The organism is Variovorax sp. P1_G12 (genome assembly GCF_056405555.1).
On sequence record NZ_JBFUBW010000061.1, the window covers coordinates 1 to 21,494 of the forward strand.

21 protein-coding genes and 1 pseudogene are annotated in these 21,494 nt (G+C 63.2%); 15 read left to right on the forward strand and 7 right to left on the reverse strand.

The window, feature by feature from the left end:
• Positions 1-188: transposase domain-containing protein (locus AC1D2O_RS36275; protein ID WP_478156266.1), on the forward strand; the 188-nt coding region annotated here is incomplete at its 5' end.
• A gap of 264 nt (positions 189-452) precedes the next feature.
• Here AC1D2O_RS36275 and AC1D2O_RS36280 read toward each other — a convergent pair.
• Entirely contained in the window at positions 453-806 is a 354-nt protein-coding gene (locus AC1D2O_RS36280) for a hypothetical protein (RefSeq protein WP_477650238.1), read from the reverse strand.
• Between the two features lie 187 nt (positions 807-993).
• Between AC1D2O_RS36280 and AC1D2O_RS36285 the strand changes: the two genes are divergently transcribed.
• Together AC1D2O_RS36285 and AC1D2O_RS36290 are read left to right on the forward strand one after the other, a co-directional pair.
• A complete protein-coding gene (locus AC1D2O_RS36285; RefSeq protein WP_478158804.1) occupies positions 994-2,217 on the forward strand; it encodes a phospholipase D family protein in 1,224 nt (407 codons plus the stop codon).
• A gap of 93 nt (positions 2,218-2,310) precedes the next feature.
• Positions 2,311-3,087, forward strand: a complete 777-nt coding sequence (locus AC1D2O_RS36290; RefSeq protein ID WP_477650236.1) for an HNH endonuclease — start codon at positions 2,311-2,313, stop codon at positions 3,085-3,087.
• A 139-nt stretch (positions 3,088-3,226) separates the two neighbouring features.
• Here AC1D2O_RS36290 and AC1D2O_RS36295 read toward each other — a convergent pair whose 3' ends face one another.
• The gene (locus AC1D2O_RS36295) at positions 3,227-3,592 is read right to left on the reverse strand and encodes a hypothetical protein (RefSeq protein ID WP_478158805.1); all 366 of its coding nucleotides are present in this window, start codon (positions 3,590-3,592) and stop codon (positions 3,227-3,229) included.
• A 349-nt stretch (positions 3,593-3,941) separates the two neighbouring features.
• Between AC1D2O_RS36295 and AC1D2O_RS36300 the strand changes: the two genes are divergently transcribed.
• From AC1D2O_RS36300 to pyrF, 3 genes are all read left to right on the forward strand, one after another.
• Positions 3,942-4,415: a hypothetical protein gene (locus AC1D2O_RS36300; RefSeq protein ID WP_477650584.1), complete on the forward strand. Its 474-nt coding sequence runs from the start codon at positions 3,942-3,944 to the stop codon at positions 4,413-4,415.
• Positions 4,412-4,981 (forward strand): hypothetical protein, encoded by a 570-nt coding sequence (locus AC1D2O_RS36305; protein WP_477650585.1) that lies wholly within the window; start codon positions 4,412-4,414, stop codon positions 4,979-4,981. The genes AC1D2O_RS36300 and AC1D2O_RS36305 overlap by 4 nt, the downstream gene beginning before the upstream one ends.
• 140 nt (positions 4,982-5,121) lie before the next feature.
• Positions 5,122-5,832, forward strand: a complete 711-nt coding sequence (gene pyrF / locus AC1D2O_RS36310; protein ID WP_478158806.1) for an orotidine-5'-phosphate decarboxylase — start codon at positions 5,122-5,124, stop codon at positions 5,830-5,832.
• 580 nt (positions 5,833-6,412) lie between these two features.
• Here pyrF and AC1D2O_RS36315 read toward each other — a convergent pair.
• Positions 6,413-7,195 (reverse strand): enoyl-CoA hydratase/isomerase family protein, encoded by a 783-nt coding sequence (locus AC1D2O_RS36315; protein WP_478158807.1) that lies wholly within the window; start codon positions 7,193-7,195, stop codon positions 6,413-6,415.
• A gap of 501 nt (positions 7,196-7,696) precedes the next feature.
• The gene (locus AC1D2O_RS36320) at positions 7,697-10,456 is read right to left on the reverse strand and encodes a UPF0182 family membrane protein (RefSeq protein WP_478093113.1); all 2,760 of its coding nucleotides are present in this window, start codon (positions 10,454-10,456) and stop codon (positions 7,697-7,699) included.
• A gap of 714 nt (positions 10,457-11,170) precedes the next feature.
• Here AC1D2O_RS36320 and AC1D2O_RS36325 point away from each other — a divergent pair.
• Together AC1D2O_RS36325 and AC1D2O_RS36330 are read left to right on the forward strand one after the other, a co-directional pair.
• Positions 11,171-11,572: a methyltransferase family protein gene (locus AC1D2O_RS36325; RefSeq protein ID WP_478093117.1), complete on the forward strand. Its 402-nt coding sequence runs from the start codon at positions 11,171-11,173 to the stop codon at positions 11,570-11,572.
• A 65-nt stretch (positions 11,573-11,637) separates the two neighbouring features.
• Positions 11,638-12,408, forward strand: coding sequence for a methyltransferase domain-containing protein (locus tag AC1D2O_RS36330; protein ID WP_478158808.1), 771 nt, complete (start codon positions 11,638-11,640; stop codon positions 12,406-12,408).
• A 13-nt stretch (positions 12,409-12,421) separates the two neighbouring features.
• On the opposite strand, the gene AC1D2O_RS36335 is transcribed toward AC1D2O_RS36330, so the two are convergent.
• Positions 12,422-12,631, reverse strand: coding sequence for a hypothetical protein (locus tag AC1D2O_RS36335; RefSeq protein ID WP_478094869.1), 210 nt, complete (start codon positions 12,629-12,631; stop codon positions 12,422-12,424).
• 216 nt (positions 12,632-12,847) lie between these two features.
• On the opposite strand from AC1D2O_RS36335, the gene AC1D2O_RS36340 reads away from it, so the two are divergent.
• Both AC1D2O_RS36340 and AC1D2O_RS36345 read left to right on the forward strand, forming a co-directional pair.
• Positions 12,848-13,429, forward strand: a complete 582-nt coding sequence (locus AC1D2O_RS36340) for a hypothetical protein (protein ID WP_478094866.1) — start codon at positions 12,848-12,850, stop codon at positions 13,427-13,429.
• Positions 13,321-13,770 carry an antibiotic biosynthesis monooxygenase family protein gene (locus AC1D2O_RS36345; RefSeq protein ID WP_478158809.1) on the forward strand — a complete coding sequence of 150 codons (450 nt, stop codon included), beginning with the start codon at positions 13,321-13,323 and terminating at the stop codon, positions 13,768-13,770. Before AC1D2O_RS36340 ends, AC1D2O_RS36345 begins: the two co-directional genes overlap by 109 nt.
• A 198-nt stretch (positions 13,771-13,968) precedes the next feature.
• On the opposite strand, the gene AC1D2O_RS36350 is transcribed toward AC1D2O_RS36345, so the two are convergent.
• Entirely contained in the window at positions 13,969-14,289 is a 321-nt protein-coding gene (locus AC1D2O_RS36350; RefSeq protein WP_478094928.1) for a hypothetical protein, read from the reverse strand.
• Between the two features lie 121 nt (positions 14,290-14,410).
• Here AC1D2O_RS36350 and AC1D2O_RS36355 point away from each other — a divergent pair, with 121 nt between their 5' ends.
• From AC1D2O_RS36355 to AC1D2O_RS36370, 4 genes and pseudogenes are all read left to right on the forward strand, one after another.
• A complete protein-coding gene (locus AC1D2O_RS36355; RefSeq protein ID WP_478158810.1) occupies positions 14,411-15,343 on the forward strand; it encodes a transposase in 933 nt (310 codons plus the stop codon).
• A 54-nt stretch (positions 15,344-15,397) separates the two neighbouring features.
• A pseudogene (locus tag AC1D2O_RS36360) lies at positions 15,398-16,148 on the forward strand (IS110 family RNA-guided transposase); the annotation flags it as partial.
• A gap of 399 nt (positions 16,149-16,547) precedes the next feature.
• On the forward strand, positions 16,548-16,916 hold the full coding sequence (locus tag AC1D2O_RS36365) for a DUF2958 domain-containing protein (RefSeq protein ID WP_478093382.1): 369 nt from the start codon (positions 16,548-16,550) through the stop codon (positions 16,914-16,916).
• Positions 16,917-17,350: 434 nt separating this feature from the next.
• Complete coding sequence (locus AC1D2O_RS36370) at positions 17,351-18,445, forward strand: ArdC family protein (protein WP_478158811.1); 1,095 nt, start codon at positions 17,351-17,353, stop codon at positions 18,443-18,445.
• Between the two features lie 296 nt (positions 18,446-18,741).
• On the opposite strand, the gene AC1D2O_RS36375 is transcribed toward AC1D2O_RS36370, so the two are convergent.
• Positions 18,742-19,776 (reverse strand): DUF4336 domain-containing protein, encoded by a 1,035-nt coding sequence (locus AC1D2O_RS36375; RefSeq protein ID WP_478093386.1) that lies wholly within the window; start codon positions 19,774-19,776, stop codon positions 18,742-18,744.
• A 311-nt stretch (positions 19,777-20,087) separates the two neighbouring features.
• Here AC1D2O_RS36375 and AC1D2O_RS36380 point away from each other — a divergent pair.
• On the forward strand, positions 20,088-21,494 hold a 1,407-nt coding region (locus AC1D2O_RS36380; RefSeq protein WP_478158812.1), incomplete at its 3' end, for a DUF1254 domain-containing protein.

Below are 21,494 nucleotides of genomic sequence, written 5' to 3' on the forward strand. Positions count from 1 at the left end.
TGTTCGCTGACACCGTCGGCGGCGCCAACGCGAGCGCCAACCTCTACTCGTTGATCGAGACGGCCAAGGCCAACAACATCGAGCCCTACCGGTACCTCGTCGCCCTGTTCAAGAAGCTGCCCCTGGCGCAGACGGCTGACGACTACGAGGCGCTGCTGCCCTGGAACATCGAGCTCGGCGCGCTGTAGACCGCCCTGCGCACATCGGTTCCGACACCACGCGCAAGGGCGTGGTTCATTGACGGCTTACGGTCAAGGGCATCGGGGGAGCGTTCAAGTGCATGCCCGCGGGCTATCGGCACAGGGATTGACGCGTATCCCCAATAACAAAAGCCCCGAGTGTCGGGGCTCTTGTTTTTCTCCAGCGCGAGTTCCCCGTGTTCAATTCACGTCGGACACGGAAAAGCCCCCTTATGAGGGGGCTTCGCGCTGGGAGGTCGGTAGTCCTGAGTATCAGGCAGCGGCAGGCGTCTTCGGTGCAGCCTTGTTGGCAACAGCGGGGCTCGACTTCTTGTGAGCCTTGCCGTGCTTGGTGTGCTTGACCGGCTTATCAGCAGCCTTGGCAGCCGGCTTCACGGTTTCGACTGCCGGTGCGGCGACCACAGGGGTGACTGCGGGCGCGGCGGCCTTGTTGACAGCAGGAGCGGGCACTGCGACAGCTGCCGGAGCCTTGACCGCGGCCGCCGGCGCGACCGCGACAGCGGGGGCGGGAGTAGGCGCAACGGCTGCGGCGGGCGCTTGCGCGAACGAGGTGCCAGCGGCGAGTGCGAAGGTGACGGCTGCGAACGAGAGGAGGGTGCGCTTCATGGGTGTGTGACGGTAGGAGTTGAAGAGGTTTTTGGCCAGCCTCAAATTTCGGCCTGGTCACACCTACAACGCGGCGTTCCATCGCCGGATGACAGAACGCCGTGACATCCTTCCGTTTTTCGCACCCGCCAAGCGTGAAGTCTTGTAAAGCGGCAGCCCATAATTGGGCAAAAACAGAGGATGACGAATGCAGGTTGAGCTACTCACGGACAGCAAACACGCGACGAAGACCCTCGTCGACCTGACCGCTAACTGCGAACTGGCCGCGTGGGCCGTCGCATGGGCTACGGATAACGAGGTGCTCGAAGCTGCGTACACGCATCGTGCGAAATTCAGGCACTTGGTCATTGGTACCCATGGCTACGTGACGTCGCCGTCTGTCATCGAGCGCTTCCAGGCCGAACCGAAGTTCAAGGTGATGCTGCCGGATGGTCCGCTCTTTCACCCGAAGGTCTACCTGTTCAGGAAGGGGGACGAGTGGACCGCTGTTGTGGGTAGCCACAACCTCACCGGACGCGCCTTCACGAGGAACATCGAGGCCAGCACGGTCATCCGCGGCAAGGCGACGGACCCGGGCCTCCAGAAGCTGTTCGCATTTGTCGCTCAATCATGGGGAGACGGAGTCGACGTCGACCCCGATTGGCTCTACAGCTACAAGGCAAACCACCTGCGCGCGAAAGCAGCGCACCGCGAGCTCGACCGCTGGGTTCCCGTTCAGAAATCGAAGGCCGGCGATGGCATACCCGGGCCGCAGGACCTGACATGGGAAGAGTTCGTTGCGCTGGTCAAGGTCGAGAACGCGAACTCTGACCATACGCTATTGGGCCGCCTTCGGGTTCTCGAGCAACTCGGAGCCGTGTTCCGGTCCAAGCCCACGTACGCCGAGCTCGAAGTCGACGACAGGAAGCGCATTGCGGGCACGATGGGTGCCAGCCAGGCGAAGACAAAGGACGGGCTGGATTGGGCCTGGTTCGGCGCCATGGGCGCCAGCGGCTCCTTCAGCACGACGGTCATCAACAATCCTGACGGGCTGTCGCGCGCGCTGGACTTCATCCCGCTCACCGGCCCCGTTGACGTGGAGCACTATGAGCTGTTCCGCGAGGAGTTCATGGGCGCGCTGAGCGCGGACCTCCGCGCTTCCGGGGGAATCGCAACAGGGACTCGCTTGCTCGCAATGAAACGGCCGGACCAGTTCGTCTGCATCAGCAAGCCCAACAAGAAGGGAATCGCAGAGCACTTTGCGGTTGCAAATAACACATCGCTCGAGAACTACTGGGAGCGCATCATCTTGCGCGTTCGCAGCACCCCGTGGTGGCTTGCTCCCGAGCCCAAGGACCCGTTGGAGAAGCGGGTTTGGGCCGGGCGCGCGGCGTTGCTTGACGCCATTTACTACGACCCGAGCACGCGCTGAGCCGGCGGCCGAGGGCCGCTTAGGACAGCCCGGAGCCCCCTGGTCCACGTGCACGAGGCCGAGGGTTCCGACTAGAACGACAAGGACTGCTTTGTGAGCTCAATTTCTCTACTGGCCGACTGGCACGGCGGCTATGAGTACATGACGATAGACCTTGCGAAGGCCCGGTCGAAGGTGACCACCCGGGAGCATTGGCCGGCGTATGGCATCTGGCGTGAGTACGCGACGACATGCGAACTCACCCGTCTGGGGCATGGGCGCATCAAGGCTGTCCTCGACCATTCGCGGCACCTGAACAAGCCGCTATGGGATACGGACGCGAGGTTCGGGCAGGCCGTTGTTGTTCTTGATACAGAGAGCGCTACGTTTGAGGCAGCGTCATGGCTGGATTACGACGACTCTGGAAAGTTCTACTCCGGAAAGGCCCGCAGCTGCCGGATTCTTAGCGACACTGGTCCGCTGAGGACCCTTGCAGACGTGGTCTACGAGGAGACGAAGAGAATCCGTCGCAAGGACGCCACCCGCCTTCGCAACGCCCTATACGGCGAGTATGGGTGCTGCGCGTTCTCGGGCGAGACCACCAAGGATGCGCTCGACGTTGCTCACATTTGGGAGGTGCACCGGGAAGGGAGCAATTCGCGACGGAACGTCTTTCTTCTTCGGACAGACCTGCACCGGCTGTTCGACAGCCATGTGCTCAACTTCTCACATGTGACCGGACAGCCTACGTTCACAGGGCTTCATGCGAAGTCTCGGTATCAAGCGGAACTCGGTCAAAGGGCGCTATGCCCTGTCGTGCTCGCTCGGGTCGCGGACGCGCTCAAGGAGCGCGCGAGGATGCGGGTCAAGAGGGCTGCACCCGCGCCCTGACCGAATCGGGCTGCCGAGGTCGGCGCTACACGGGAGAAAACTACTTTTCCGAAGGACGCCAGATGCGCCGACCAAGGTTCGGCAGCTTGCAGGACGCCAGATTGGACGTCAGAACTCAATTGGTCCCGGTCGGCGAGAGTCAGCCGATGACGATGACCACCTCGCTCAGGTTGGAGCAATCCTCCTCTGCAAGAGGTAACTTCGATTGCTGCAACCATGAATGGTGAGACCCGTGGGCACTGAAATCGAACATCACTTTTTGAGCTCTGATGCTCCTCCGGTTGGCTTCCAGGAACGCCGCGATGTGGTTGCGGATTTCCTTCTTGCTCGGCCTGCCCCGACCCATTGCCCGTGGAATCGCACTGATTGCAGCGCGCGGGAAAAGGGAGCCCGCCTCGTTCCTTCGGTTTACCGCGTCAGCGAAGGCAGCCAGTTCGTCCTTCTCCACGCCAGTTCCTTCGGCGTAGATGTTCAGCGGCGCAAATCCTTCCTCCGCATACGTCACGACGTGAAACTCGCGGCGCCTGAGCCAGATGCCGCGGGCTGTAAGCAATTGAGGGCAAATCGGAGGTGGCTTTGCGGGCACGCTGATCCTTCGCGGTGATGGCCCCCGCAGAATATCGTGCCTGCCAGGCGCGGACCTATGACGCCGTTTTCAGCGGCCAAAGCCTCCTCAAAAGTGTGGAGGGGAGCCGAGTTCAGCGACAACGCTGACGACCTTTTCTGGCCGGTCAGCGACCTTGAACCAAGCAGCGACGTCGCCGGTCTCCTGCGGAGCGGGCCGGGACCTATTCACGCGCGATGCAAGTCCTTGTCGACTATATTCGTCCATACAACGAGGAGACTGAAAACAGATGGCGTCACCGATTCCAGCAGCCGTCAGCACACGCAAGCTGCGGGCTACCACTCGAAAGTTCTTCAGCTTGCACTGGCCATCGGACCAGTTGGACAAAATCCCCCAATGGATTCGCCTGGACCAAGCAAACGTCGCAGAGTCGGTGTGGGAAGGGGGCTGCTATGCCATCCTCGATGGAGGTGGAAACGTTTCGTACGTAGGTCTGGGCATTGCGCCGTCGCGCAAGAAAGGCGCCGCCGGCGGCGTGCTCGGCCGGCTGTATCGCCATGTTCTGGTTCGAGGTGCCCTTAGCGCTGGAGAGCTCAAAGCGAAGCGCAAGGCGTTGGGTGAAATGACCGACATTCTCTACGTCCCCTTCGGGAATCGGGCGTATCTTGCGGCGGGGCTCGAAGCCTACCTCCTCGAAAAGCTCGGCGAGGCGCTTACACACAACAAGGGTCGCATTCGCAGAAGCAAAGAGCCGACGGCATGACCCCGCCCGCCGAGCGTGACGGAGTCCAGCCGGTCGCGACGCGGACAGAACCGGCGCGCGATAGCTTTCCCGCCACAGAGATTTCCGAGATTTGGCCTGAGGTGCTGCGAGCGGTTGGCAACGAGGTGTCCCGGCGACGTTTGCCAGGAACACAAGCATCCCGGGACCCGCTAGAGCAGGCCAAAGCTGCCCAGTTTCTGGATGACTGCGCGAACACAGTTCGGACCAAGCTCGCCCAGGATGGCGCCTTCATGGACTTCTTCGTCGAAGAAATTGACGCTATTTTCAGCGGTGCTCCCGTGCCGCGACTTGGAGTTGCAACCAGAGTTCGCAACCACTGCAGCTTCGCAGCCCTCGAAGCAGCGACCCAGGAATGCACACCGCTCGGCCCGAGATATTGCATCGTCCTGATGGCGGTACGCCGGACGGAATATCGGGCCCACGAAGGCAAACAGCTAGTGCAGGTAGTTCGCGGCCTTCCGGCTGAAACCTTCTTCGCCATGGGAATTCGCCCTGACGAGTCCCTGCCGCCTGAAACCGTACGCATCAGCGTTCTGACAGCATAGGCAAGTTCGACAGCCAAGGAGGGCTCTTGGTTGAAGGTCCGCTTGTGGCCGCATTCTGCCTGTCAGGTGATAGGCTGCGTACGCTCGCCCAGTTCACGGTTTCCCGAGGAGCGCGGGGCGTCGGCATTGAGGACAAGGCAATGAGTTTGGACAGCCGCATCATCGTTTCGCTCGACTTCCCTACCGCCGCATCGGCGGTGGACCTCGTGAAGCAGTTGGGCACAGCTGCTACGTTCTACAAGGTGGGACTGCAACTGCTGACGGCGGCAGGACCTTCGGTCGTCCGCGAGCTCGTAGATGCCGGGAAAAGTGTGTTCTTGGACCTCAAGCTGCTGGAAATCCCGAGCTCGGTGGCGGGCGCGGTCGCCGCAGCCGGACAACTGGGCGCCTCGATGGTCACAGTGCACGCCTCAGGCGGTTCCGCCGTGCTTCGCTCGGCAGTTCAGGCCGCAAGCCAGTTCCCTCAACTGAAGATTCTTGCGCTCACCGTTATCACCAGCATGAGCGACCAGGATTTGGAAGAGGTAGGCGTCGCCTCGACGGTTCGAGAGCAAGTCTTACGACTGGCCCGCCTTGCCACGGCGGCCGGATGCCATGGCGTTGTATCGTCGCCGTTGGAAGCGCGGCTGCTTCACGAGGTCCTCCCGCCAAGTGCCCTAATCGTGACCCCAGGCACGCAGCTCATAGGCGATGCACAAAGTGACCACGCGCGAGCTGCGACTCCCGCGCAAGCAATCGGGGCCGGCGCGACGCACGTGGTCATCGGTCGCCCTATATCGCGTGCCTCGAATCCCGCTGTTGTGTTCGCCGCAGTGCGCGCTGAGCTGGCGGCGGCCATCCAGCGACGCTGAAGCGCCCAGTCTCATCTGGTTGGACCGGCAATACACCTGAATCGAGGACGCCCTCCGACAGTCAGCTTTTGGCCGCGAGCCGCGGTACGAGCCGCTACTGTAGCCAACGAAGATTGGCCCAGAAATTGTCGCCAAACCGAGCGGCGCAGATTCCGCAGGCGACGACGACAAGCCCCACGAGAATGCATGCACCCAGGGCGCCAAGCGGCGACAGGCTGACGCACATGCCCAGGCCAATTGCCAGCCCTAGCAGTGCTCCGCACGCAAACCGTACCTTCATCTCGAAAGCATCGGGCCTCCTACCCGCGAGAGTCGGTCCTGATTCAGTCTTCATGTTCGTTCTGGACCTTCCTTTTGGAAGACGGCGTCGACCGTCTGGTGTTGGCCGACTGTAGCCTGTCGCCTACTCGGCGCTCCGTGCCCTGAGGAGTTGCCCGATCCGGCGAAAGGCGGTTACTCAAAAGAGGTGTCTAGCGATTAAGTTCAGCGGCCGCCGAAGGCTCCGGTGGAACGATGGGTTCGGCCGCGCTTTCGGTGAAGGGAACCGGCGCTGCGCCTGCCAAATTGCGTGCGATGCTATTCATTCGAACTTCGGCGGGCGTTTTGAGTTGAATGCCGCAATCCCCTCGCGGCCATCCGCAGCGTCGGCCATGCGTGCAATAGCGCGCGTCTCGTTTTCCATCTGGGTCTCAAGGCTCTCGTTCACTCCGGCCAGTATGAGGCGCTTCGCCTCGCCCTGAGCGGAGTGCGCGCCGAGTGCCAGTTCTTTGGCCAGTCCCATCGTGGTACCAAGCACATCTCCATTGGACGCGATGCGGTTGACCAATCCCCAGTCCATGGCCTGCTGAGCGCTCAGCACTGGATTCAGCAGCGCCATCTCCTTTGCGCGCCGCAATCCTATGTGCCGGGCGAGAAAGTAGGTTGAACTCCCGTCGGGTGAAAGACCCGCGCGCGTGTAAGCCATAGTGAAGCGTGCTGACTCAGCAGCAACCGCCAGATCGGTTGCAAGCGCAAGGCTGAAACCGGCGCCCGCCGCGGTACCATTGATCGCAGCGAGAACAGGTGTATCCATCCTGTTCATGCGAGAGATAGCGGCGTGAAAAGCGTGGGTGACATCTTTCGTGTACCGACCAGCATTCGCACCTTGACGTGAGAACTCTTTCAGGTCGCCGCCTACGCAGAACATTGTTCCCGCGCCGGTGAGAACGACCGCACGAATCGATGGATCGTCGTCGCAGCGGGTGATGGCATCGAGCAGTTCAGTTGCCAGTTCAACGGTCACGGCGTTGCCATCGCTCGGACGGTTCAGCCGAATAAGGGCGACTCGGTTGTCGATGTTCAGTTCGATTGCGGAGTAGTTCATGGCTGTATCCGATGAGGCTCAGAGGTTGGTAGATCGAGTGCTCACTGACGCTACGCGCGTCATGTGAAGCATGTGCGGCCTAACGTAATGTAAACCGCGCAACCGTGCGGTCCAACTTGGCGGCCTGCGGCCTATATTGGCACGCCAGAACAGAGCCAACCGACGCTATTTGATGAACCGTGCCACGATGTCCGCCGGAAGCAGCGTTTAGACCGCGGGTTCGACCGCGATAAATCCATCTTCGCTCGCAGCCCATCGGATGCCCAGCAGCGCCTCCTTCTGGGCGATTTCCAGGTCCTCGTAGAAGGAAGGGCTTGGCGACCCATCCCTCGACGCCGGCGGCTTCGTTGTTGAAGTGATATTGCTCCACGAATCCAAAACTTCCCACCGCGCTTCGGTCGCCAGTGCGTTCGGTCGCAAGTACCTGGACCCGGATGGGGCGAAACCCTGCTCGTCGTCGGACCAACCAAAGAGCGCCCTGATGATAGCGGGCCCCAATCGTTATTTCCGTTCTTCGGAACGCCCAGCACCGAGCGCCTCGAGCAGCGGCCGCAGGGCATCGAGTTCGACGCCGAAGCCGTTCCAGTCGCCCGCCTTCAGGCGCTCGATGGCGCGGTCATAGTGGGCCAGTGCCTCGCGGGCGCGGGCGTCCGCCGTGCCCTGCGGCGGCGTTGCCGACGGCGCAGCTTCCTTGAAGAGGGCCCCCAGGGCGGCGCCCAGGGTCTCCTCCATCACCACGTGGTCGCCATAGGCCGCGATCACCCGTTTCAACTCGGGCAATTGGCCGGACTCCGAGCGCAGGTACAGCGGAGAGACATAGAGAACCGAGCTTTCGATGGGCACGACCTGGAGGTGGCCGCGGATGACGCGCGAACCCATCTGGTTCCACAGCGAAATCTGCTGGGAGATCTCGGTGTTCTGCTGGATGCGCGCCTCGATCTGGAACGGCCCGTAGACCAGCTTGTCCTTCGGGAACGCGTAGACGACGAGCTTGCCGTAGTCCGGTGGATCGCAACGTGCCGCCAACCACGCGACCATGTTCTCGCGCCGGCTGGGCACCATCGGCAGCATGAGGACAAACTCGGCGTGCGGCTCCGAGGGCAGCCGTACGATCATGTAGTAAGGCGTCATCGGCATGCCGGGGGCGTTCCCCGCCTCAATGTCGGCCTGTTTGCGCGGGAACTGCCAGAGATCCTCGCGGTTGTAGAAGACTTCCGGCGCTTCCATGTGGTAGGCGCGGTAGACCTGCGCCTGGATCAGGAACAGGTCCTCCGGGTAGCGGATATGCTGCTGCAGGTCCTGCGGCATCGCGCCCAGCGGCTTGAACAGGCCCGGGAAAATGCGCTGGTACGTCCGCACGATGGGATCGGCAGGATCACTCACGTAGAAGTCGGCAGTCCCGTTGTACGCATCGATCACCACCTTGACCGCGTTGCGGATGTAGTTGTCGCCCTCTTCGGTACCCGGCTGGGAATAGGGGTACCAGCGGCTGGTGGTGTAGGCATCCTGGATCCAGTAAAGCCGCCCGCCGCTCGCGACGATGTAGGGGTCATGGTCCAGACGGAGGAACGGGGCGATCGTGCGCACCCGGTCCTGGATGTTGCGATGGAGCAGGATCCGGCTTGCGGGCGTGATGTAGCCGGTCAGCAGGATGTTGGGATCGTCGAATTGCCAGGCAAAGAGGGCCCGTAGCGCCATGCTGCCGATGGCGACACCGTCGCGTCCGCCGTAGCTCGAATAGACGTTCTGGTCGCCCTTGGGGTAGTCGAATTCGGGCACGCTGCCGTTGACGATCACGTACCCCTTGCCGCCTTTGCCGAAATACAGGCGCGGCTCCTGGACGATCGGGCCACCGTTGGAGACAGGCGGAATATCCTTCAGGTAGAGGGTAGGCAAGCCTTCAGCGGATTTTTCCGTGACCGGCGACATCACGATGCCATTGCCGTGGGTGAACAGGAGATGCAGGTTCACCCAGGTCTGGGCATTTGCCGGCAGCAAGGACGGCTCCAGTTCCCGCGCCGAAAGCATCACCTGCTGATAACCGGCGTCGAGCCGGTAGCGGTCGATGTCCGTCGCGAGGAATTTGTAATAGGTCCTGATCTCCTGCAACTGCGCATACGTATCCCGTAACGGCTGCAGATCCCACAGGCGGATGTTGTCGATGGTCGGGCGGTTGGCCTGGAGCGTGGCGAGAGTCAGGTTCTGCTCGGCCCGGAACGGCTTGACCGCGATCTGCGTCAGACCATAGGCGTCCCGCGTCAGCGCAATATTGTGGGCGATATAGGACGTCTCCAACTGCAGCTCGTTCGGTTTGACATAGAAGCGCAGGAACAGCGCCGGGTAGATCAGGGTGAGCACGAATGCGCTGCCGAACACGATCAGCGCCGAGGCCGCCGGAATTCGCAAGTCCCGCGAGCGCATAGTGGCCCACGACGCGACCGCCGCGGCAGCGGCAAGTCCGATCAGCGGCCACAGGACCGGCAGCCCGACGTGGACATCGGTATAGCTGGCGCCCACCACGACGCCGTTGTCACCGTAGAGCAGCAGGAAGCGGTCGAGCCAGTAAGTCCAGGCCTGCAGCAGGAAAAACAAGCCGAGCAGCGCCAAACCGTGGGTGGCGGCCGCTGGCGAAAGCGCGCGCGGCGGCTGGATGAACGTGATGTCGCCGCGCATCCCGTACACCACTGCGGCGATGGCTGCGCTGCAGACCAGCAGCAGCAGCAGCCAGTTGCGGAGCGCGAGATAGGCCGGCAGCGAGAAGAGGTAGAAGCCGATGTCCTCGCCAAAAATCGGGTCGGTCTTGCCGAAGGGTACCTGCTCGAGGTAGCGAAGCGCGATGTCCCAGCCCGCGGCTTCGCCGACGGCGATGAACAAGCCCAGCAGGACGGCGACACCGGCGATGGCTGCGCGCCAGGGAACATGCGGCGCGACTTCCCCGACCAGTTCGCTCAACCCCTCCGGCCCGCCCGGCTGAAATGCCGGCCCCACCACCTTCCAGCTGCCGGACTGGCTCGCATAGCGGTGCGCCAGCCAACCCGACACCCCTATCGCGCCCACCGAAGTAGCGAAGACGGCGACGAACAGAAGCACCCGGGTGACAAAGATCGTCCAGAAAACGCCGACATAGCCGACCGAGGAAAACCACAGCCAGTCAATCAGCACGCCGGTGATGCGGCCGACGACGAATAGAGCCACGATGACGGCCGCGACCCCGACTGAAATTCCTCTCAGGCGCGTGCCGAATCTCCCTGGCGACCGCATCGATCATGCTCCTTTGGACCGTCATCCACGGCCTGCTTCGGCCGGACCACGATGCACTGCCGATCTGCCTGAAACCTGGCCGAACGGGTTGCCGGGGCAGCCGCGATGGCCGCCTCGCGGCAGCGCAAAGGTTCGCGTTGAATCCGCCCCGGACAAATAATTGTAGGTGGGGAATCGACATGCAGCACGCTCGCCGCCGTACGATCCTTCGGGACTGTCCGTTGGCCGGGGCAGCCGCCAATCCTGCTTGGTGCCCGGGCATGCGCGTCGGACATGCTGCCGACAGAGCCGGCGCGAAGGGGCAAGGGAAAGGTGGGTTTAGCTCCTCAGCCAATCGAGCACCGACGTGAAGGCATCAAAGGAATTCGGCCCTTACCCTGAAGAGATTTTGGTCACGACGAACTCCGGCGCCAGGTTTTTCGGGCCTGGACCGGACTTCCAGGAGCGTCAACTATGTGGTGCCACCGCAGAGCTGCCCTGGTCTGTGTGTTCCAGCTAGGGGGGTTGCGGTATCACGTCCGCAGGAGCAGACTGCATCTCGTGGGATAGCCCGCGCTCTTCCTGGCGACTCTGTCCGACTGTGACATCGTGCTCACCGACCTGCCGCGCTCTGGCTTGCGCATCGCGCGGCAACGGGCCGCGAAGGAGTTGGGCGGACCATCATGAACCGCTGGATGTCACCCCCTGTCGCGTTTGCAAGTCGCTGTGATCGCCATGTGGTGGAACAGTCGCAGTGTCACGATCGGCAGGTACCCGTTTGCCCATCAAACCGCGATCGGTATCGCCCTCGTCGTGCTCGGCGTGGCCATCGTTGGTGTGAGCCTCAGGTCGTTTGCGGTCATGGGCACGACGCCCGATCCAACGCAGCCACAGAAGGCCACCGAGCTGGTGACTTCGGGCGTGTACTCGCTGTCCCGCAACCCCATGTACGTCGGCGACGCCGTGATGTTCGCGGGCATCGCGGTGTGGATCGAAAACCTCATCGGTCTCGCCCCGCTCGCCGCCTTCGTCCTGTTCATCGCCCGGTTTCAGATCCCCCCCGAAGAGCAGGCGCTGGCGGAGATCTTCGGGGATCGCTATACGGCGTATCGCAGCAAGGTCAGGAGATGGCTGTGATCCGCATGCTTAAGGAGGCGCCGGCGGCGCCGTTGTTCTGACCCTCACTTCGATCGGAGGCCATCATGTCTGCTGAAGTCAATCGCAACGAGCTGGAATCCAAGATCCAGTCGATGTACCGCGACGTGGCGCAGAACCCGCACGGTGAGTTCCATTTCGAGATGGGACGCGCGCTGGCCGAGCGCCTCGGCTACCGGCCGGCCGACCTGGACCGCATCCCGGCCGAGGCCATCGACTCCTTCGCCGGAGTCGGCTACTTCTTCCACTTCCTCGACGACATGGAGGGCGCGCGTGTGCTGGATCTGGGCAGCGGCTCGGGCATGGACACCTTCATCGCGAGCCTCATCACCGGGCCGACGGGAACGGTCATCGGCCTGGACATGACCGACGAGCAGCGCGCCAAGGCCGAAGCGCTGCGCCGGCGGCAAGGCGTGCCCAACATCACCTACGTCAAGGGCTACATCGATGCTGCGCCGTTCGAGAACGACAGCTTCGACTTGGTGATCAGCAACGGGGTGATCAACCTGGCCGTCGACAAGCCGCAGGTGTTTCGCGAAGCCGCCCGCGTGCTGCGGCTCGGCGGCCGGCTGGCGATCGCCGACATCGTCACCGCGGTGGACCTGCCGGAAACCATCGCCTGCAACACGACGCTGTGGGCGGCCTGCATCGGCGGCGCCTGGCAGGTGGAACGCTACAAGCAGGCCATCGAGGCCGCTGGCTTGCGCATCGTGGCGGAACAGGTCAACGAGCAGTATCGCTTTCTGTCCGACAACGCCCAGGGTGCTACGAAGAAGTTCGGCGTGAAGAGCATCTCGCTGCGCGCGGACAAGGTCTGAAGCGCCCAAAGGTTCACCCTGCCTGTCTCGCAAGGGCTTCGTACATGCGAAGCGCTGCGACCACGCCGGAATGCAGGGTGAGCCCGGCCACCAGCCACACGGCCGAGGCCAGGCCGAACAAGTCGGCCGTGATGCCGGCCAGCAGCGCCCCCACCGCGTAGCCGAGGTCGCGCCACAGGCGATAGATCCCGACGGCGGATGCTCGCCAGGAGGGATGAGCCACGTCGCCGATGGCTGCCAGCAGCGTCGGGGAACCATCGCCGTTCCAAGGCCGAGCAGCACCGCACCGGCGCCGAAGAACATGAAATCGGCGGCCAGCGCGGTGACGGCGATGCCGACCGCTAGCACCCCCCATCCCCCAGGCGATCAGCCAAGGGTATCGATCCCGTTCAGCCGGACCTTGAACTCCTCGTAGCTGCCGGGCTGGGCCCGGGACTTCGTGCTGGAGGATGGATCGACGATCGAGTTCATCGACTACGACGCCGCGACCGGACAGAAGCTGCGTCACTACACTTTGTTGGGCGCTCACGACGAGAGTTGCTGGTCGCGCGGACAGTCTTGGGCCGTGGCAGGCTACCTGCGCGCGTGCGAAGCGCTTGGTGACGAACGATACCTGGCCATCGGAAACAAGCTGCTGGGCTACTGGATCAGCCAGACGGGCGAATCGGGGGTTCCTCCATGGGACTTCAAGGACCCCGCCCTCAGCCAGGATCGGGCCTCGGTGCCCTTGGACACGTCCGCGGCGGCTGTGGTCGTCGAGCAGTTGGCCCGCATGGCAGTTCTGCCGACGCTTCACCCTACCGCCCGTACTGCCACGGACAGGCTTGCCCCCATGCTCGATGGCTTCCTCCAGCATCTGACACCGTTCAACGAAAGTTCGGGCAAACATCCACGTGGTGTGCTCTTGAACGGATGTTTCAACCAGCCCAAGAAGTACGCCAACCGCAGCGAACTGATCTGGGGAACGGCTTACCTCCTGTTCGCGCTGTACTACTTGAAGACGGGGCGTGTCATCGAGTGAGCGAGAAAATTTCGACCGAGGCCGCAGCGCGGTCTACAAGCTCGTCGTGCGTACTCGAAGTTGTCCTCATTGAACTTTCCGAGCTTGGCGAAGCGGCCTTCGAAATTTCGCTTGGCGCGGCTGCGGCGCTCCTGCGAGCCGCGCCCGGCTATTGCGGGCATCAAGCGGGCCGGTGTCTTGAAGAACCCGGCCGCGCGCTGCTGAGGATCCGGTGGGATTCCCTTGAGGACCATACGGTCCGCTTCCGTGGATCACCTGCGTACGCCGAATGGCGCAGGCTCATCGATCCTCAAATTCGTCCAGATCCCTTGGTCAGGCATTTTCAGCTTAGCCTCGCGTGACCCACGCTCCGTAGAGGCTGCAATCCGGGGACCATGAAGTGCTGCAATGATGTTGCGCTCCATGCGGCCCGGGTCACCCGCAACTCAAGACCGACGCGGTCGGGAAAGCAAGGCAGGAACTACACCTCTGAAAGGCCGCTTTGGCGCCGACTGGACGGGCGTCTCGGACGTCGGCTCCTGGCCGCGAGCGGCGGTCGCTCAAATTATGAATCGACCTTCTTCGCTGTCGTAGAACCGGGCGCCGAGAGCTGCACATAGCTTCTTCAACATCGCAACAGCCGCTTCGTCGAACACGCCCGATGCAGCGACGGACATCGGCGGCTCGTCATCTCCGACTTCAAGCTCCAAGGCAATACCTTGCGGACGCAGGTCGAACCGCTGTGACCTCGTCGTGACGCGCGTCAGTTCGTAGATGACAGCGTGGACATGAGGCCGGCTGCCCAGCGGTTGCGGCAGCCAGTTTGCGTCGAGCTCTTCAACTTCCTGTGATGCACGGACGATGACACCGATGCTGCTCATACTTGGACTTCTGGATGGAACTGGGGGTGCTCGGTGAAGGTCTGGTGTTGGCCGCATCCTGCCACATGCGCGACGCCGCCGTCGGGCCCACTGCGGACGCTCGAACCGCTCCGAAGATGCTATGTGGGACTACCCGAGCGAAACCCGTTTAGCTAAAACTTTCCTTAACTTCTTGGCAGAGGAGATGGAAATGTCGACAACCCAGGCAGTCTCACAGCATGAGGATACGGCGATCCAGGGCGAGCTGTACATGAGCTTCGAGCTCGGCGACAAGGCCTGGAAGCTGACAGCGAACGATGGTCACCGCGGCCCGAGCCGGTACACCGTGGACGCCGGCGACACGGCTGCGGTTACACACTGCATCGGCAAGGCCCGGGAGCGCTGCAAGCTCGACATGCAGGCCAAAGTGCATACCTGCTACGAAGCCGGCCGCGACGGCTGGTGGCTGCACCGCTGGCTGATCGAGCAAAGTGTCGACAACATCGTGGTCGACTCCTCGAGCATCGAGGTGAACCGACATGCCAGGCGGGCCAAGAGCGACCGGATCGATGGCGACAAGCTGTTGGCGATGCTGCTGCGCCATCATCGCGGCGAGCGTGTGTGGTCGGTAGTGCATGAGCCCACGCCCGAGGACGAAGACGCGCGCCGCGAGCACAGAGAGCTCGCACGGCTGACGCAGGAGCGCACCTCACACATGAATCGCATCGGCTCGCTGCTGGTGCTGCACAACCTGCGCGCGCACGTCGTCGTCGGCGGGCGCGACTGGCCCGCCTGGTGGGCGCGCCATGGCGAGCAGGTACCGCCCTTGCTGCGTGCCGAGATCGAGCGCGAGAGCGCTCGGCTCGCGCTGGTCAAGCAGCAGGTGAAGGCGATGGAGGCTCAGCGGCGCCAAGAATTGACCGATGGCTCGCAGCCGCTGGTGGCGCAACTGGCCCAGTTGCGCGCCATCGGGCCCAAGGGCGCTTGGGTGTTGGTCAAGGAGGTGTTCGGCTGGCGGCGCTTCGCCAATCGGCGCGAGCTGGCCGGCTGCCTGGGGTTGGCGCCCACGCCCTAAGACAGCGGCGGCAGCCAGATCGAGCAGTGCATCAGCAAGGCGGGCAACAAGCGAGCGCAGGCCATCTGCGAGGCTGTCACCAGACCCAACATGCGATTCGTGCCGGTGAAGAGCGTCGAGCAGCAGGCCGTGCTCTCACTGCACCGAGCGCGCCAAGGCTTTGTCATAGCGCGTACGGCGCAGGCGAACCAGATTCGCAGCTTGCTCGGTGAGTTCGGCTTGGTCATCCCGAAGGGCATCTGCCACGTCGCCAAGCAAGTCCCCGAGCTGCTTGAAGACGCGAGCAACCAGCTGCCCGGAACGACTCATCGCTCGCCTGACCGAGCACCTCAAGGAACTGGACAAGCTGGTCGAAGAGTTCGAGGACCAATTCAAGGCGTGGCATCGCAGCAGCGAACTGAGCCTGAAGCTCGAGATTCCTGGCATCGGGCCGCTGGGAGCCAGCGCTCTGGTGGCCTCCATCGCCGATGCGAACAGCTTCGACAACGGCCGTCAGCTCTCGGCTTGGCTTGGCCTCGTGCCGAAGCAGCATTCGAGCGGGGGCAAGCCAACACTCCTGGGCATCAGCAAGCGAGGTGATGTGTATCTGCGCACCCTGCTGATTCACGGCGCGCGCTCGGCCATCGTTGCGGCGCAGCGCAAGACAATGAACACCAACGTGTGGCTGGCGAGCCTGCTGAACCGACGACATCCGAACGTGGCCGCGGTCGCGCTGGCGAACAAGAACGTGCGAACTGTTTGGGCGCTGCTGGTGCACGGGCGCGAGTTCTGCCCCAGCTACGTCCCGCCGCAGCTCGCTGCATAGCAGCTATACAACCCATCAAATCAGAAGGCAAGGAGACCAAACCACCGATTGCTCAGGCAATCACGCCAGTGATGGCAAAGCAGGTTAGACCGTGGTTGGCGAAGCCCAGTACAGCCGTAGCACTCCGAGTGCGACAAAGCGATAGAGGAGCCGACCAGCAGACCCCATCAGATGGCATGGTCGTCCCGTCTACCCGCAGCTGTTGACTTGAAGAATCAGCCCGTCCAGGGGAGGGTGGCTTGCTGTTCCCTTCAGGGTGTCACACCGTTCTCGCCGTCAAGGTCGGCGCACCTGGTGGTGCTTGCGGCCTCACGGCCGTCTTCGAACCTTGACGGCTGCGCTGCGGCGCGCCGTGGACGGTCACGGGCAATCCGCCCTCTACCGTTCAAGGAGAACGACATGGCTTCCAACTATTCCTTCATCACCGATGAACAATTCGAGCGGCTGCTGGCCAACGGCCGCATGGCATTGATGTGCCAGGACAAGGATAGGGATTTCGATCCGATGCCGGTCGTCAAGCTCTTCACGCCCGATGCGGGGGCGACGTGGCTGCTGACGGAAGTCGATCCCGACGAGCCGGACATCGCCTTCGGCCTGGCCGATCTCGGCTTGGGCTTTCCGGAGCTGGGGCGCGTGAGCCTGCCGGAGCTTTCCGAAATGCGCGGAATGATGAGGCTGCCGATCGAGCAGGACCTGCACTTCCGGGCTTCGCAGCCGCTCAGCGCCTACGCGCGTGAGGCGCGATGGGCCGGGCGCATCCAGGCCTGAGGGCCCGCCGCCGGATGCGCCGGCGGCTTTCAACGGCTTCGTCATTCATGGCGCGCTGCGCGCGCGGTACGGAGCAAGGCCGCTTGCGCGGCAGTCCGGCACATGGATGGACGCACTCTCGCCTCTGCCTGGCAGAGGGCGGCGGGAGCGGCCTGCGGCCGCGGCGCGGCCGGAAGAGTGTCCGTGTGGGTGAGCGGCGTCTGCCGCGGCGCATCTGCTTTCAGAGCCACCTCTTCATCGACGCATAGCTCGCACGAGCCGCTGTCCAGGGCTTCGGGCTGCGCCACCGTCCTCACCCGGTCTTCGCTGGCGCTCAGCTGCGGCCTCCGGGCGGTCCCTGGACACCGACCCTTTCCGCTCGCTCTTCATGCGTCGAGGCGGCTCCGAAAGCAGATGTTCAACCACCGCGGCACACACCGCAGAAAGGCCCAGCCATGCGTGCACTTCAATCTTCCCGTCAGCGCAATGCGGACAACCAGACCGCCACGGGCGTTCCCCCCGTACCCCCCGAGGACTCACCAAAAGCAGGTGCTGTTCAGCATGGAGGTTCAGCGCCGCGCGGCGGCGGCCGCATGGATGTCCGGCAGTCCGTCACCGACCGGATCATCGCGATGCTCGAGCGGGGCGGGAACGTGTTTCGCGAACGCTGGACCCGGGCGGCCTCGCGCGGCATGCCGCGCAATGGCAAGACGGGCGCTGCGTACCATGGCGCCAATGTGCTGCTGCTGTGGGATGCCGCGATCGAACAGGGCTACGCGTCGAATGTCTGGCTGACGTACAAGCAGGCCGCCAGTCTCGGTGCACAGGTTCGCAAGGGTGAGCGGGCGGTGCTTTGCGCGCACTTCGAGCGCAAAGCGGGCAGGCCAACGGCGGACGCTGCCGACGATGCGCAAAGCGCTTGCGGGCGCGAAGAGGAGGAGGGCGGCGAAGTGGGCACCGGCGAGAGAAGCTTCCTGCTGTGCATGCCGTTCTGGGTTTTCAACGTGGCGCAAATCGACGGCTTGCCGCCGGAGCTGATCGCTGATGCGGTCCCTCCGAAAGACTGGACGGATCGTTCCCCGATCGAAGGCGCGATGCGCTTCATCGGTGGCTGCAAGGCCGACATTCGGCACGGTTACGAGCGTGCGGCCTATGCACCGCGCGCAGACCGGATTTTCATGCCCGACGTCGACCGGTTCACCAGTCCCGAGGCCTACTGCGCGACGGCGTTGCACGAACTGGTGCACTGGACCGGCCACCCGGACCGGCTGGCCCGTGAGTTCGGCAAGCGCTTCGGCGATGCCGCCTACGCGTTCGAGGAACTCGTGGCCGAGCTCGGCTGCGCCTTCGTACTGGGGCACATCGGCCTGGTGGATGCGACGATCGAGGGGCATGCAGCGTACCTTGACGCGTGGCTGCAGGTGCTGCACCACGATCGCACCGCCATCTTCACCGCCGCGCGCCTGGCGGGCGAGTCGTTCGAGTACATCCTGAGCCGCGAGCTGCCGCCTGTCGCGCAGCACGTCCTTGTTGGCACTTGCGAGGATTGATCGGGTCACATGGCCGCATGCGGCCATGTGTTGTTCCGACCCGGACGTCGACTTGCCAGTCCAGCTCGCGATCGGAATTTGGGTTGTCATGCCTCAACTGGGCGTTGGCATTGCGTAGCCGACCCAGCTGCTGTGCCTCCTCGGCGTCATCGTACGCCGCGTCCAGCCCCGCCTGCGGCGCGCGGTGGCCTTCGAGGAGATTGCGCTCTGGACAGGCGTCCTGCGCGCCGGAAAAGCGGGGAAAGGGGGCACAACGACGCCCGCCCTGCGGGCAACGGGTGTGCGAGGCGAATGGATCACGCATGACACCATTTCGCATGCGGGCTCTTGAACCTCACAAGGCGAGGATCATGGTTCAGCACCATCCCGACCCCGGCAGGATCTGCGTGACGACTGGCCGTTCGGGATGTTCGCCGTTCCGCGCGAGCAGGTCGTCCGTGTCCATGCCTCGAGCGGCACCACCGGGAAGCCGACGCTCCATCCAGTGGCGCGCTAACGGGCTGAAGCCCCTGATTCTGACCAACAGGCCGGTTGAAGATGATGCATTCCTTGGCATCGCACGGCATAGGCCCGATCCTCGTTGCTTTCTGCGCCCAGGCGCGGGCCATCTCTCTGGCCCAGGAGCAGCCCGTCACCTCCGAAGGTGCTCTCCAAAAATCCGGCGGATGACCTCGTCTGCATCCACGTCGAAGCAGCGCCCATGACTGAGCATGATGCGGCGAGGCCGCCATGCTTGAACTTTCGCGATGGCCGCAGCTGCTGTTCTCCGCTGCAACAGCAGCGGCAGGCGCATCCCGAAGAGCGCCTGCCCGCGTGGGTAGTACATCCCGCTCATCCTCCATCTTGTCCAACTCAATGTTGATGATGGCGTCCGCCACGATGAGAGATCGTGATTCCCGGTGGAAGAAGATGAATTCCTTGAAGTAGCCACCCGGAAACAGCAATTGGTCCAGTTCGCGCCGCCATTCGCCCGGCGGGTCCAGATCGAGGGCTCTCCCGAAACGGATCTCCACCCGCCGCGCTCTGCTCCTTCTGCGCACGCCCGGCGAAGCCCAAGCGACGGCATCCGGAAAGGCCTTCAACCACTCTCCAATGTGGGCATAGTGGAACTGGTTGGGGGAGATCAGATGCCGGACAGTCCCGAGGTGCTCAAGCTCGTCTGCAAGCTTGCGATCGAACTTCGTCGGCGAGTGAAGAAAAAGCTCGCCGTTCGAGAGCCGCACCACCGTCATACGGGTGGTGAACGGCAGCGGCAGCCTGACGCCCGCCACGGTCAGGTTTTCGACGGGCCCGTCGACAACGCCGATGTTCGCCGCCACAGGTTTGTACACATTGATCGGGCTCGTAAAGTGCTGCGGTCATGTTGCCGTCTCGGAAACATCCTGCACGATTCTGGCAGCGCTTGACCCTGCCGATCTGCGTCTTTGGGCCTCAACCCGGGTGCTAGCGCCGGCTGAAGCGGAGGGGCCCGCTCGCCCGACGCCAGGTGACGGCGATCGGCGCGGAGCGCAGGTCCACCAAGCAGACCAAGGTCCATCGAAACTGCCCTAAAGGGCAGTTGTCAGCCATTGGTGCCGATGTCACCATCGCGCGGGCGCTGCAACAGCGCACGGATCACGATCTGCAAGTTAGAAGGACAAACATGAAAGCGGAACTGATGAAACGACTGGCGGTGCTCGCCGCGGTGCTCAGCCTGACAGTTGGCTGCACCAGCAAGGTCGATCCGATCAGCCAAGTGGAGAAGGCCGATGCCGCCAAAGGCGTGGCCGCGCCCAGCATTGCGGAGACCAAGGCGATCGCGGAAGAGGCCTTCGTCTACGGTCTTCCGATCGTGATGAACTATGCGGTGATGTACGAGTTCGCCGTGGACTCGAAGTCCAGCCAGTTCAAGGCGCCCTTCAACAAGATCAACAACCAGCACCACGTTGCCACCTACGAGGATACGGCGATCGTCACGCCCAACAGCGACACGCCCTATTCCTTTGTCTGGATGGACCTGCGGGCAGAGCCGATGGTGATTTCGGTGCCCGCCGTGGAGAAACAGCGCTACTACGCCGTGCAGCTCATCGACGGAAATACCTACAACTACGGCTACATCGGCAGCCGTGCCACCGGCAACGCGCCGGGAGACTACATGGTGGTCGGCCCAGACTGGAAGGGCGAGACGCCCCCGGGCATCAAGGAGGTCTTCACCTCGACGACCCCGTTTTCGGTCGCACTTTTCCGCACCCAACTCATCGACCCAAAGGACATCTCGAACGTCGAGAAGGTGCAGGCCGGCTACCAGGCGCAGCCGCTTTCCGCGTATCTGAAGCAGCCAGCGCCACCGGCCGCCCCGGCTGTCAACTTCGTACCGGCCACGACGGCCGGGATCAAGCAGAACTACTTCGAGTACCTGGACGCCGCGCTTCAGTACGTGCCGCCCACCCCGGAAGACAAGGACCTGCGGGCCAGGCTCGCCCGCATCGGCATCGGCCCAGGCAAGACCTTCGAGTTCAAGGACCTTTCGATCGAACACAAGGCCGTCGCTCTGCTGGCCATGAAGGAAGGCGACGAAAAGGTCGAAAAGTTCGCGGCCAGCGGGGTGAAGAACATCAATGGCTGGAGCGTCGGTTCGTTCTTCGGCGATCGTGCTTTCTTCAAGGGCGACTGGCTCATGCGCGCTGCCGCTGCCAAGTCCGGCATCTACGGAAACGATCCCGCTGAAGCGACGTATCCCTTCACCCGCGTGACCGCGGCCGGCGAGACCATCGACACCAGCAAACACAACTACTCGATCACCTTCCCCGCCGGGCAGCTTCCGCCTGTCAACGCCTTCTGGTCGGTCACGATGTACGACGGCAAGAGCCAGCTTCTCATCAAGAATCCGATCAACCGCTACCTCATCAACTCGCCGATGGTGTCGGGGATGAAGAAGAACGCCGACGGCTCACTCACGCTCTACATCCAGAAGGACTCGCCTGGGAAGGCGAAGGAAGCCAACTGGCTGCCCGCTCCCGACGGCCCGATCTACCTGGTGATGCGCCTGTACTGGCCCAAGGAAACGCCG